The 12,493-nt window shown below is 60.7% G+C and carries 10 protein-coding genes; 9 read left to right on the forward strand and 1 reads right to left on the reverse strand.

Features of this window, described 5'->3' with window-relative positions; genetic code table 11:
- The first annotated feature begins 15 nt into the window (after nucleotides 1-15).
- The 6 genes from PL599_RS01375 to PL599_RS01400 are packed head-to-tail and all read left to right on the forward strand — an operon-like array spanning nucleotide 16 to nucleotide 6,435.
- Nucleotides 16-984, forward strand: a complete 969-nt coding sequence (locus PL599_RS01375; protein ID WP_077985065.1) for a carbohydrate ABC transporter permease — start codon at nucleotides 16-18, stop codon at nucleotides 982-984.
- On the forward strand, nucleotides 977-2,020 hold the full coding sequence (locus tag PL599_RS01380) for a carbohydrate ABC transporter permease (RefSeq protein ID WP_137411569.1): 1,044 nt from the start codon (nucleotides 977-979) through the stop codon (nucleotides 2,018-2,020). The genes PL599_RS01375 and PL599_RS01380 overlap by 8 nt, the downstream gene beginning before the upstream one ends.
- Nucleotides 2,021-2,042: 22 nt before the next feature.
- The gene (locus PL599_RS01385; protein ID WP_269823540.1) at nucleotides 2,043-3,122 is read left to right on the forward strand and encodes an ABC transporter ATP-binding protein; all 1,080 of its coding nucleotides are present in this window, start codon (nucleotides 2,043-2,045) and stop codon (nucleotides 3,120-3,122) included.
- Between the two features lie 37 nt (nucleotides 3,123-3,159).
- Nucleotides 3,160-4,884, forward strand: coding sequence for an L-arabinonate dehydratase (gene araD / locus PL599_RS01390; protein WP_077985063.1), 1,725 nt, complete (start codon nucleotides 3,160-3,162; stop codon nucleotides 4,882-4,884).
- A 9-nt stretch (nucleotides 4,885-4,893) separates the two neighbouring features.
- Complete coding sequence (locus PL599_RS01395; protein WP_269823541.1) at nucleotides 4,894-5,691, forward strand: NAD-dependent epimerase/dehydratase family protein; 798 nt, start codon at nucleotides 4,894-4,896, stop codon at nucleotides 5,689-5,691.
- A 33-nt stretch (nucleotides 5,692-5,724) separates the two neighbouring features.
- On the forward strand, nucleotides 5,725-6,435 hold the full coding sequence (locus tag PL599_RS01400; RefSeq protein WP_003506768.1) for a ribonuclease activity regulator RraA: 711 nt from the start codon (nucleotides 5,725-5,727) through the stop codon (nucleotides 6,433-6,435).
- 3 nt (nucleotides 6,436-6,438) lie between these two features.
- Here PL599_RS01400 and PL599_RS01405 read toward each other — a convergent pair whose 3' ends face one another.
- Nucleotides 6,439-8,790 carry a helix-turn-helix transcriptional regulator gene (locus PL599_RS01405; protein WP_269823542.1) on the reverse strand — a complete coding sequence of 784 codons (2,352 nt, stop codon included), beginning with the start codon at nucleotides 8,788-8,790 and terminating at the stop codon, nucleotides 6,439-6,441.
- A gap of 136 nt (nucleotides 8,791-8,926) precedes the next feature.
- On the opposite strand from PL599_RS01405, the gene PL599_RS01410 reads away from it, so the two are divergent.
- From PL599_RS01410 to PL599_RS01420, 3 genes are read left to right on the forward strand one after another with little or no spacing between them, the layout of a single operon-like run.
- Entirely contained in the window at nucleotides 8,927-9,955 is a 1,029-nt protein-coding gene (locus tag PL599_RS01410; RefSeq protein ID WP_077985061.1) for an ABC transporter permease, read from the forward strand.
- On the forward strand, nucleotides 9,955-10,836 hold the full coding sequence (locus PL599_RS01415) for an ABC transporter permease (protein ID WP_191216633.1): 882 nt from the start codon (nucleotides 9,955-9,957) through the stop codon (nucleotides 10,834-10,836). The genes PL599_RS01410 and PL599_RS01415 overlap by 1 nt, the downstream gene beginning before the upstream one ends.
- Before the next feature lie 4 nt (nucleotides 10,837-10,840).
- Entirely contained in the window at nucleotides 10,841-12,487 is a 1,647-nt protein-coding gene (locus PL599_RS01420; protein WP_137411572.1) for an ATP-binding cassette domain-containing protein, read from the forward strand.
- The last annotated feature ends 6 nt before the right edge of the window (nucleotides 12,488-12,493 follow it).

A 12,493-nucleotide genomic window follows, 5' to 3' on the forward strand; every position in this document is an offset into this window, starting at 1 on the left:
CGAAGGAGGACCCTCATGTATAAATTTCTTGCGCCCGTCATGGGCATCGTCGAACTGCCCTTTGCCTTCCTGCAGAAGGTTCTTGGCCACCGGCGGATTGCGTGGGTGTTTCTGACACCCAACCTGATCCTGTTTGCGGTCTTCGCCTTCCTGCCGATCCTGCTGAACATGGCCTATTCCGTGACCGGCAGCGAACACATATTGCTTTCCGAGCGCCCTTCGGTGGGCGGCGAAAACTTTTCGGTCCTTCTTTCCTGTCAGAATTATCTTGATCCCAATTCCTGTGCGCGCGACCTGTTCTGGCGCTCCGTCTGGAACACGCTGTTCTTCGTCGTGCTGCAGGTGGGTTTCATGGTTGGATTCTCGCTGATCACGGCCATCGTGCTTAATCGCGATATCCGCGCCCGTGGCTTTTTTCGCGCGGTCTTCTTTTTCCCGGTTCTCTTGTCACCCGTCGTGGTCGCGCTGATCTGGAAGTGGATTCTCCAGCGTTTCGGCGTTCTCAATGCGGCGATGGAGGGGCTCGGCCTCGGTTCGGTGGACTGGCTGCTCGAGGCCAACCTTGCCTTCGGCTGGTCCGTCTTCCTGTCGGTATGGGCGCATATGGGCTTCTATACGCTCATTCTCCTCGCCGGCCTGCAGGCGATCCCGCGTGATGTCTACGAGGCGGCGCAACTGGACAAGGCAAGCCCATGGCGCATCTTCCGGCGCATTACCCTGCCGCTGCTTGCGCCCACCATGCTTGTCGTTCTCGTCCTGTCGGTCATCAAGGGCGTGCAGACTTTCGATGAAGTCTTTGCCTTTACCGGCGGTGGTCCGGGTTCGGCGACGACCTTCATCATTCAATTCATCTATCAGACCGGCTTTGCCGGGACGCCCCGGAATTTCGGACTTGCGGCCGCCGCTTCGCTGCTGCTCGCCGTGGTGCTCGTGGTGCTGACCGCCCTGCAATTCCGGGCAAACAGGAGCAAGGTCGATGGCTAGGATTGGCGCATTTCTGACCCGTACCCGCGGCCGCAACGGCAAGCTGCACTGGACCGACTGGCTGTCCTACGCCTATCTCGGCGTGGCCGTGCTGATGATGTTCGGCCCCGTCGTCTGGCTGGTGCTCTCTTCGTTCAAGACGGAGGCCGACCTTCAACGCTTCCCGCCGCGCCTTCTGCCCTATAGCCAAGAAACCGTGGCGGTTGATGGGCAGGCAGCGCCGCTGCCGGCCTATGTCGACAAGGATGGCCGCAAGCTCGGCATGATCCGCCGCATCGGCCTCGTGGCCCAGGTGGTTGACCCGGCCAAGCCGACCGAAGTCCTGAAGATGCCGTTCAACGAGCTGAAACCGGCTGAAAAGGTGGCGCTGGCGACGGAAAACTACACCGAGCTTTTCCAGCGCTTCAATTTCCCGCTCTATTTCTGGAACTCGACCTTCATCACGGTGACGTCGACGCTCATCATGCTGATCGTCAATTCCATGGCCGCGTTTGCGCTCTCGAAATATCAGTTCAAGGGCAGGGGCGTGGTGCTAGCGCTGGTTGTCGGCACATTGATGATCCCGCAGACGGTGGTGCTCGTGCCGCTGTTTCTCATCACCAGCCAGCTTGGCATGATCAACAGTCTCTGGGGCGTCATCATTCCCGGTGCCGCGACACCCACGGGCGTCTTCCTGCTGCGGCAATACATGCTGACGATACCCGATGAAATCCTCGATGCGGCGCGCATGGACAAGGCGAGCGAGTGGAAAATCTACTGGCGTATCATCCTGCCGTTATCGGCTCCGGCGCTTGCCGTTCTGGCGATCCTTGCGATCATGTGGCGCTGGAACGACTTCCTCTGGCCTCTCATCGTGCTGACCCGCAACGACAACTTCACCCTGCAGCTGGCGCTCAACTCCTTCCAGGGGGAGATGACGACGGAATGGAGCAACCTTCTGGCCATGACCGTGCTGACGCTTGCGCCCATCGCGCTGGTCTTCATGTTCCTGCAAAAATATATCGCCACCGGCATTGCGTCCACGGGCGGCAAATAATCCTCAGGGAGGAAATACGACAATGGCAAGTATTCAGCTTCGTCAGGTCAAAAAGACATATGGCGCCCTCGATGTCATCAAGGGTATCGATCTCGATATCAAACATGGCGAGTTCTGCGTCTTCGTCGGCCCATCCGGCTGCGGCAAATCCACCCTGCTGCGCATGATCTCGGGTCTCGAGGAATTGACAGGCGGCGATATCGTCATCGGCGGCGACGTGGTCAACACGGTGCCGGCGGCGGATCGTGGCCTTGCCATGGTGTTCCAGTCATACGCGCTTTATCCGCATATGACGGTGCGCGAAAACCTGTCTTTCGGCCTTGAGAATATCGGCACCCCCAAAAAGGAAGTCGCCGAGAAGATCGCTCAGGTAGCGAAGATGCTGCAGATCGACCAGCTGCTGGAGCGTCGCCCGAAAGACCTGTCGGGCGGCCAGCGCCAGCGCGTCGCCATCGGCCGTGCCGTGGTGCGCGAGCCGCGCGTATTCCTTTTCGACGAGCCGCTTTCCAACCTCGATGCGGAACTGCGCGTCGATATGCGCGGCGAAATTTCCAGCCTGCACCGGCGTCTCGGCAACACCATGATCTACGTGACGCATGATCAGGTGGAGGCCATGACCATGGCCGACAAGATTGCTGTTCTGCGTGCCGGCAAGCTTGAACAGTTCGGCGTGCCGCTCGATCTCTACAACCGCCCGGCCAATATTTTCGTGGCAGGCTTCATCGGCTCGCCGAAGATGAATTTCTTTGCGGGCGAAGTGACTTCGGACGCAACGCCTGCTCTCAAAATCGCGACGGGCGAGACTATCCCGCTGCCGCAGACCGGCTTTGCCTATAAGCCCGGTCAGAAGGTGACGCTCGGCGTCCGCCCGAACCATGTGGAGCCGGGCGACGGCGGTGCGTTGACGATGTCAGTACGCACCGCAGAGCAGCTGGGCGGCGAGTCCTATCTCTACGGTAATCTGGGTGACGGCACCCCGGTGACGCTGCATCTTTCCGGCCAGACCTCGACATCGGCGGGCGAAGTCATCCGCCTCTCCGCACCGCTTCAACACGTCCACCTTTTCGATACGACGAGCGGGCTGACGCTCCGGCAGGACTGACAGCCTTTGGCGCAACCCGCAACGCAGGACCATTGACATGACCGATAAAAAACTCCGTTCCGACCGCTGGTTCGCACCCGACGACCTGCGCAGCTTCGGCCACCGCTCGCGCATGATGCAGCTCGGTTATGCGGAGGAGGATTTTGTCGGAAAACCCGTCATTGGTATCCTCAACACCTGGTCGGAGCTCAATACCTGTCATTCGCATTTCCCTGAAAGGGTGAAGGATGTGAAACGCGGCGTGTTGCAGGCGGGCGGTTTTCCCGTCGAAATGCCGTCGCTTTCGGTGGATGAGAGCTTCACCAAGCCGACATCGATGCTTTACCGCAACATGCTGGCGATGGAGACGGAGGAGATGATCCGCTCCCATCCGCTGGACGGCGTGGTGCTGATGGGCGGTTGCGACAAGACGACGCCCGGCCTCGTCATGGGTGCGATTTCGGCCGGCGTGCCGATGATCTATCTGCCCGCCGGCCCGATGCTGAGCGGAAATTATGCCGGCAAGGTTCTGGGCTCGGGTTCGGACGCCTGGAAATATTGGGATGAGCGACGCGCAGGCAATGTCACGGACGAGGAATGGCGTGGCGTGCAGGGCGGCATCGCCCGCTCTGCTGGTGTCTGCATGACCATGGGCACGGCCTCGACCATGACGGCCATTGCCGACGCACTTGGCATTACGCTGCCCGGCGCCTCCTCCATTCCGGCGGTCGATTCCGAACATCAGCGCATGTCCGCAGCCTGCGGCCGCCGCATCGTTGAGATGGTGTCGGAAGACCTGACACCGAACCATATCCTGACGGCGGCAGCGTTTCGCAATGCCGCTATTGTTGCGATGGCGACCGGCTGCTCCACCAATGCCGTCGTGCATCTGATCGCCATGGCGCGGCGCGCCGGTGTGCCGATGACGCTGGACGAACTGGACGAGCTTGGCCGCGTTACGCCGCTCATCGCCAATGTCCGCCCCTCCGGCAAGGACTATCTCATGCAGGACTTCTTTTACGCCGGTGGCCTCAGGGCGCTGATGAAACAGCTGGAAAGCCGTCTCGACTGTTCAGCGCTGACCGTGACCGGCCGCAGCATGGGCGAAAATCTCGAAGGCGCGAAAGTCTATAATGACGACGTCATCCGCTCGCTCGACAATCCCGTCTATGCGGAAGGCTCGCTCGCGGTCCTGCGTGGCAATCTCTGCCCCGACGGCGCCGTGATCAAGCCTGCCGCCTGCGATCCCAAACTGCATGTCCATCAAGGTCCGGCGCTGGTGTTTGACAGCTACCCGGAAATGAAGGCAGCCATCGACGATGAAAATCTCGATGTGACGCCCGATCATGTGCTGGTGCTGCGCAATGCCGGACCGCTTGGCGGCCCCGGCTTTCCGGAATGGGGCATGTTGCCCATTCCAAAGGCGCTGATCAAAAAGGGCCACCGCGATATGCTGCGCATTTCCGATGCACGCATGTCCGGCACGTCCTACGGTGCATGCGTACTGCATGTCGCGCCGGAAAGCTTCGTCGGCGGTCCCTTGGCGCTTCTGAAAACCGGCGATATCGTGCGCCTCGACCTGCCCCAGCGTCGTCTCGATATGCTGGTTAGCGAAGAAGAGATCGCCCAGCGCCGGGCGGCATGGCAAGCGCCTGCGCCGCGTTATGAGCGTGGTTATGGCTATCTTTTCTCCAAGCACGTCACCCAAGCTGATCAGGGCTGCGACTTCGACTTCCTGCAAACGGATTTCGGCCGCACCGCCGGCGAGCCCGATATTTTCTAAGGACGCGACATGTTGAAGCGATTGCTCATCACCGGTGCCGGCGGCAAGCTGGGAAGCATGCTGCGCGGGCGGCTTGGCCACGTTACCGAAACTATTCGCCTGTCTGATGTCGTCGATTTGGGTACGCCAGCTCCTCACGAGGAACTCGTTCGCTGCGCGCTCGAAGACGAGCAGGCGGTGCACGATCTCGTCAAGGGCTGCGACGGCGTCGTCCATCTCGGCGGCGTTTCCGTCGAGAGGGCTTTCGATCCGATAGAGGCGGCCAATCTGCGTGGTGTCTACAATCTCTATGAGGCGGCACGGTTGAACGGCATGCCGCGCATTCTGTTCGCCTCCAGCAACCATACGATCGGTTATTACCCGCAGGGTCAACAGCTTAGCCCGGAGACGCCTTTTCTGCCCGATGGCCTCTATGGGGTTTCGAAGATTTTCGGCGAGGCGATGGCAAGCCTCTACCATTCCAAATTCGGCCAGGAGACCGCAATTGTCCGCATCGGCTCCTGCGAAGAAAAACCGTCCAACTGGCGGATGTTATCGACGTGGCTGAGCTACGGTGACTTCGTCTCGCTGATTGAGGCCACATTCCGCGTGCCGACGCTCGGCTGCCCGGTCATCTGGGGCGTTTCGGCCAATGACGACAGCTGGTGGGACAATTCCCATGTCGACTTTCTCGGCTGGCAGCGGCGCGACAATGCCGCGCGTTACCGTGCGGAAATCGAGCGCGACGTACCGCGCCCCGACCCGGAGGCTGCGATCGCAAAATATCAGGGCGGCATTTTTATCGATGAGCCCATTCACAGGACTTGAAACGCATTTATCCGCCATTGCGAGGAGACAGAGATGAACAATGAAACGCGCGAAAAACTGATGACGATTTCCGTCGCTACCCTGGCGACGGCGCTTTATAAGCGCGGCCTGCGCAACCAGGTCATTCAGGGCGTGCGCCCTCTGGGCTACAAGGGTAAAAACATGGTGGGCCCAGCCTTCACCCTGCGCTACATGCCGGCCCGCGAGGATCGCAACCAGCTCGTGGAATTCCGCAATCCCGCCCATCCGCAGCGCGTCGCCATCGAAACCTGCCCGCCCGGCCATGTGCTTGTCATGGACAGCCGCAAGGACGCTTCTGCCGCCTCGGCGGGCGATATTCTGGTCACGCGCCTGATGGTTCGCGGTGGTGCAGGCATCGTTTCCGATGGCGGTTTCCGTGACGCGGCCACCATTGCCGAGCTGGATATTCCAGCCTACCACACCCGGCCCTCCAGCCCGACCAACCTCACCAAACACGAGGCTATCGAGATCAACGGCCCGATCGGCTGCGGCGATGCGCCGGTTTTCCCGGGTGACATCATCGTCGGCGACGCCGATTGCGTTATCGTCATCCCGGCGGGCATTGCCGACGAGGTGGCGACCGAGGCGGTGGAAATGACCGCTTACGAGGATTTCGTCGTGGAGCAGGTCAAGGCCGGCCAGACGATCATCGGGCTTTACCCCTGCACCAAGGAAGAGCACCAGACGGCATTTGCCGAATGGCGCAAGAAGAACAACCGCTGAACCTTACAGCCAGCCCAGTGCTTTCGCCGCGCGGATTGCCTCCGCGCGGCGTTTGCAATCCAGCTTGCGGAACAGGTTGCCGAGGTGAAATTTCACCGTCACTTCCGAGATGTTGAGCGTCTGGGCAATCTTCTTGTTCGACATGCCGCTGGCCAGCAGTTGCAGCATCTGCGCTTCCCGTTGCGAAAGCCCGCCATGCAGAGCGCGCGCCTGCGGTGAGTTCATTGAGGCGGCGAAAATCGATAGTGCGCTGCGGACATCGGAAGAGGTCTCGATGAAACTGCGGATGCGGCGATTGTTCAGAAGCGGCGACAGGAAGATGCGTTCCTCCGACAGGACGCCGCTGCATCCAAGGCGGGTCGCCGATTCAAGGGCGGTGAGGATATGGGCGCGGGCGGCGGCGTTGTCGCGACGCTGGTGCGCGGCGTAGCTCTGCCAGATTCTCAGCGCGACCTTCTCGCGGTTGGTCACCTTGGGATTGGCGATCATCGCGTCGATCTGGCGGGACAGATAGGCGCGCGGCGTGAAAAGATGCACCGCATCGCGTAGCCAGGCCATGACATAGGAGATTTCATCGCGCCGCGTCAGGCGGGAAAGATCCTCGTGTGCGCTCTCCACCCAGTTGCGGCCCATGGGCATGCGGATTGCCGAAAGGGTTGCTGCCGCGTCCGCCCAGCGGTTGGCGTTCTGATAGGCGATGGCCGTCCTGATTTCCATCATCGCATGGAATTGCAACCCTTCCGAAAGGTGGATCCACAAGCCATCGAGAAAGCCCGGGCGAACGGTCATCGGAAAATGGTCGATCAATACCTGCGAGGCGTAAAACAGGGCAAATTGCATGAGGCTCGGCCAGATTTCGGCAGCGGCGAAGTGATCGAATTCATGTTCGACGAAATGCAGGAGGTCGCGGGGCTTTCCGGCCTCATAGGCAAGGCAGGCTTCCGCCAGCCGCAACATCCGGAACTCCTGCACGGCGTCATGCGGCACCTGTTCCAGCCGCGCGCGCGCCTCCTGCGCGGCCCGGCGCGCCAGAAGCACGTCGCCGCTCATCAGCCGCAGCACGATCTGGTGCAGGTGGATGAAGAACTCCAGCAGCGGCTGCCCGCCCATTTTGCGCAGATAGATCAAAGCGCGGGCAGCGGCGGCCTCCGCCTCGCGGAAATTGCGGCGGCGGATTTCGAATTCCAGCAGCGCATTGTAATAGGCCGCCCATTTGCCGTGGTCGTCCATCGGATAATCGGCCATGAACTCGCCGAGCCGCGTTATCATCGCGTCATTGGGCGTCAGGTCCTCGGCAATCATCAGGTTGAGCCGGAATGTGCGGGCGGCGAAGGAAAACCGTGAACCCCGGGCAAGCACCTTCAACGGATCCAGATAATCCGATCCGAGGCTCTTTCCGAGCAGATGGCGCACACGCTGCAACTCACCCTGTTTCAACAGGGCGCGGGTAACGGCGAAGAGCACGGTTTCATTCGTTGCGATCATATCCTGCGAAAAACGCATAATGATCTCGCGAAACCTGCCGACGCTGCTTCTGTAAATCAGTTCGCGGCCATGGGCGCGTTCCAGAATTTGTGCGGCATGGGTCTCATAACCGCGGTCGAGCAGCATCGCCATGGCCGCAAGCGCCCGTCCTTCCTTTTCGAAAGCCGATGCGACCTCCACCACGGCGCTCCCGGCCTGCAGCGTAGCGAGACGCTCCCGTGCGGCCACGCCCAGAAGCCTTATCAGGGTGGGATGATTTTCGGGATTTCCGGTCAGGAAGGGCGGCAGCAATTCGGTCCATTCCGCCTCGGGTTCTGCGGAAGGGTTTTCGAGCCAGAGCGAAAGCTCAACCGTCTGGGTGGGCGAAAGATGCGGCAGGTAGTTTTCGCGCAGATAATCGGCACACAGCGGTTCGTTTGGAAGTCGGACCAGTGACAGGAAAGCCGGCCAGCCGGCATAGTCGTGAAGGGCGAGACGCTTCTGCTCAGGTGGCAGGTCTTCAACCTCCTCCTGCCCAAGAAGCAGCTCATCCGGGCCGATGGTAAGCGAACCGTGATGCAGGATCTGCCGGGCTAGTCCGCTGATCCGTTGATCCGGGCGGCAGGCGATGACCAAAAAACGCACCTTTTCCAGAATGGCGGCGGGCATGCGCACCGCCCGCGCGAAAACCGGCACGTCCCATAGGAGGCAGTCATTTACGGCATCATCGCTTCGCGGCTGGTGCGTGCGGCATATCTGCGTTCCCAACTCCTTTGCCAGCATTTCCAGCAGCACGCTTTTTCCCGCACCCGCCGGAGCGCGCAGGAAGACTACGCCGGCGGTTTCGCTGGCGATGCGGCGGCAGAGGCGGGTGCGGGGCAGGAGCGTCATTGGCAACGGGATAGGGGACTTTATCTTAAAAACCTATACTCATGTTTCAAAAAACTATACCTTTTTTAGATTGTTCAAACGGGTTGGTGATGAAAACTTGTGCTCAGGCAACCGATGCACAAGGAACGTTCCACCGATGCAGCAACATCCGTTGGTCGCGATTTTGAACAGGCTCGGCACCTTCGTGCTGGTCATGATCGCCCTGTCCATCATGATTTTCGCGCTCGCCCGCGTCGTGCCGGGAGATCCCGCGCGCATGGCGCTCGGCCCTGCGGCGACGCAAGAGCAGGTGGATGCGTTGCGTGGCGAGATGGGCCTCGACAAGCCGCTGGCCGTCCAATATCTCGACTATATCGGCAATGCCCTGCATGGCGATCTCGGTTTCTCGCTGGTGTCGCAACGCCCGGTGACTACCGATCTGGCACAGACCGTTCCTGCGACGGTCGAACTGGTACTGGTCTCGGTCATCTTCATGTTTGCCGTGGCTATCCCGCTCGGGGTCATTACGGCGCATTACCGCGACCGGCCGCTGGACCATATCGGCCGCATCCTGTCGCTCACCGGGGTGACGATCCCGAGCTTTCTTTTCGCCATCACGCTGCAATTGCTGGCCGCCCGTTTTCTTTCCGGCTGGCCGATCATCGGTAGGCTCGACCACGGGCTTGGCTGGCAGGGCGGCCCGACCGGCTTCATCCTGATCGACGGGACGCTGGCCGGGCGTTTCGATGTCGTGCTCGATGCGCTGAAACATCTCGCGCTGCCGGCCTTTGCGCTCTCCATGGCCGGCATCGGCCAGATCACCCGTATCACGCGCTCCTCGATGATCGAGAACCAGCGCAAGGACCATGTTTTGACCCTGCAAAGCTTTGGCGTGCCGGAGCGTGTCATCATCTTCCGTTACCTGCTGAAGCTTTCTTCCATCGCGCCGCTGACGATCATGGGTCTCGAATTCGCGTCGCTGATCGGCAATGCCTTCGTGATCGAGATGGTCTTCGCCTGGGGCGGCTTCGCTTCCTACGGGCTCAACGCAATCCTGCAGAAAGACCTCAACGCAGTGACCGCCGTGGTGCTGGTGGCCGGCCTGTTCTTCATCGTTGCGAACCTGATCGTGGATGTCCTGATCTCGATCATCGACCCGCGCCTGCGCCGCAAGGAGGCTCGCTGATGGCTGACTTAAAAATGCTCGAACCCACCGATCGAGGCCTGAGTGCCGGTTACATGATGTGGTATCGCTTCAGCCGCAATCCGGCAGCGGTCATCGGCTCGCTGATCCTTCTGTCGGTACTGGTACTGGCGGTCTTCGCGCCATGGCTTACGCCTTATCCCAAACATATCGGCGCGGTCGTCGATTTCCGCGCCCGCCATATGCCGCCGGACCTGGAGCACTGGTTCGGCACCGACAAGGCCGGCCGCGATATCTTCTCCCGCACCATCTTCGGGCTGCGCGTCTCGCTGCTTCTCGTCATCGGCGTGCTCGGTATTTCGGTGCCAGTCGGAACCGTGCTTGGCCTGATTGCCGGTTATTTCGGCGGCTGGACCGAGAAACTCATCAGCGGCCTGACGAATGTGATGCTGGCGATGCCGCCGCTCGTCATGGCGCTCGCGGTCTCCAACCTCCTGGAACCGACGCTGACGAACGCCATGATCGCGATCACGTTGTTATGGTGGACCTGGCATGCACGGCTGATCTATTCGGTGTCAAAGTCTATCGCTTCGGAAGACTATATCGAGGCGGCACGTCTTGCCGGTGCAGGCCCGCTGCATATTCTTTTTCGCGAAATCCTGCCCAATTGCGTTTCGGTCATATCGGTCAAGACCACGCTCGATGCCGCCTTTGTCATCCTGTTCGGTGCGACGCTGAGCTTCCTTGGTTTCGGCGTCAAGCCGCCGACCCCCGACCTTGGATCGATGGTCGCCGACGGGCGCCAGTTCATGCCGGATTTCTGGTGGGAAGTGCTCTGCCCCGGCGCGGCCGTGCTTTACGTGACGCTGGGTTTCAATCTGCTGGGCGACGGCCTGCGCGACATGTTCGACGTGGAAAGCTAAAGTCATGACTGAACCGCTTCTCAAGGTCGAAAACCTCAACGTCACCTTCACCAATTACGGCCGCACCCGGCAGGTGCTGCGCGATGTCGCCTTCACGGTTGCCGCAGGTGAGCGCGTGGCGCTGATCGGTGAAACTGGATCGGGCAAGTCCGTCACCGCCAAGGCGATCATCGGCACCCTGCCGAAGAATGCCGCGATCACATCAGGTGCGATCGTCATCGATGGCCGGGATGTGCTGTCCATGCCGCGCAGGGAGCGCGAGGCGCTGAAGGGCACGGCGTTTTCGCTGATCATGCAGGACCCGCTTTCGTCCTTCAATCCGGTCTTCAAAATCGGCACGCATCTCGATGATGTCATGCGTTTTGCCGACAAGCGCGACGGTATCAATTCGTCGAAGGCGGAGCGCCGCGACCGCATCGCGGCGGTGCTGCGCCGGGTACAGCTTGCCGATACCGAACGGGTGATGAACGCCTATCCGTCCGAACTTTCGGGCGGCATGCGCCAACGCGTTCTGATCGGGCTTGCCCTGCTGCACCAGCCGAAGCTCCTGATCGCGGATGAGCCCGGCACGGCGCTCGACGTCACCACGCAGGATGAAATTCTCAATCTCATCAACCAGCTGGTTGCCGAAGAAAACATGGCGTTGCTGATGATTACCCACAATCTCGGCGTCGTGCGCAAGGTGGCGGACAGGGTCGTGGTCATGCATCACGGCGATATCGTTGAGACCGGACCCTGCACGCAAATCCTGCATACGCCTGCCGAGGACTATACGCGCTCGCTTCTGGATGCAGTGCCTCCGCTTTATGGCCCGCGCGTCACCGATCTGGCGCAAAGCACGCGCTCGCCCATCGTGACGATTGAAGGGCTGAACAAGATTTACGGCAGGCGCAACGGTTATCACGCCGTGCGGGATGTGAACCTGACCCTGAACGAGGGCGAGGTTTTCGGCCTGGCGGGTGAATCCGGTTCCGGTAAGACCTCGGTTGCGCGCATGATCATGGGCCTTTCGCGCCCGACCTCCGGCAATCTCGTGATCGACGCTCCAGCACCTGAGCGCGGCAAGCGGCTGACGCAAATCGTCTATCAAAATCCGGGCACCTCGCTCAATCCGAAGCGTACGGTGAAACAGACGCTTGCCCTGCCGCTGAAATCCATCGGCATGGACGGGCCTGCGCGTGAAAACCGCATGCTGGAACTGATGGGGCTGGTGCGGCTGCCGCAATCCTATCTCGGCAAATATCCGCATGAACTGTCCGGCGGCCAGAAGCAGCGTGTGGCAATTGCCCGGGCGCTGGCGGCCGAGCCGAAAATCCTCATCCTCGATGAGCCGACGGCCGCACTCGATGTGTCCGTCCAGAAGACGGTGATCGACCTTCTTTTGCAGCTGCGCGAGGAGCTTGGCCTGACCTATCTGATGATCTCGCACGACCTGTCGCTGATGCGCAATTTCTGCTCGCGCATCGCCATCATGCTGCGGGGCGAGATCGTTGAAGAGGGCGTGACGTCGGCGGTCTTCGCCGAGCCGGCCCATCCATACACCCGCGCCCTGATCGCGGCCATTCCCGTCGTCACCGACGAGGAAGAACGTCTCAAACCCACCGTGACCGAGGAAGAGCGCATGCGCTTCCTCGTCAAAACGACCGATTGATGAAAG

The sequence above is a fragment of the Agrobacterium sp. ST15.16.055 genome (genome assembly GCF_027956555.1).
Classification (GTDB): domain Bacteria; phylum Pseudomonadota; class Alphaproteobacteria; order Rhizobiales; family Rhizobiaceae; genus Agrobacterium; species Agrobacterium salinitolerans.

Bases quoted from the DNA above. Each gene is read 5' to 3' on its own strand.
- PL599_RS01375 (WP_077985065.1), top strand. From the start codon at position 16: ATGTATAAATTTCTTGCGCCCGTCATGGGCATCGTCGAACTGCCCTTT.
- PL599_RS01395 (WP_269823541.1), top strand. From the start codon at position 4,894: ATGTTGAAGCGATTGCTCATCACCGGTGCCGGCGGCAAGCTGGGAAGC.
- PL599_RS01405 (WP_269823542.1), bottom strand. From the start codon at position 8,790: ATGACGCTCCTGCCCCGCACCCGCCTCTGCCGCCGCATCGCCAGCGAA.
- PL599_RS01420 (WP_137411572.1), top strand. From the start codon at position 10,841: ATGACTGAACCGCTTCTCAAGGTCGAAAACCTCAACGTCACCTTCACC.
- PL599_RS01400 (WP_003506768.1), top strand. From the start codon at position 5,725: ATGAACAATGAAACGCGCGAAAAACTGATGACGATTTCCGTCGCTACC.
- PL599_RS01380 (WP_137411569.1), top strand. From the start codon at position 977: ATGGCTAGGATTGGCGCATTTCTGACCCGTACCCGCGGCCGCAACGGC.
- PL599_RS01415 (WP_191216633.1), top strand. From the start codon at position 9,955: ATGGCTGACTTAAAAATGCTCGAACCCACCGATCGAGGCCTGAGTGCC.
- PL599_RS01385 (WP_269823540.1), top strand. From the start codon at position 2,043: ATGGCAAGTATTCAGCTTCGTCAGGTCAAAAAGACATATGGCGCCCTC.
- PL599_RS01410 (WP_077985061.1), top strand. From the start codon at position 8,927: ATGCAGCAACATCCGTTGGTCGCGATTTTGAACAGGCTCGGCACCTTC.
- araD (WP_077985063.1), top strand. From the start codon at position 3,160: ATGACCGATAAAAAACTCCGTTCCGACCGCTGGTTCGCACCCGACGAC.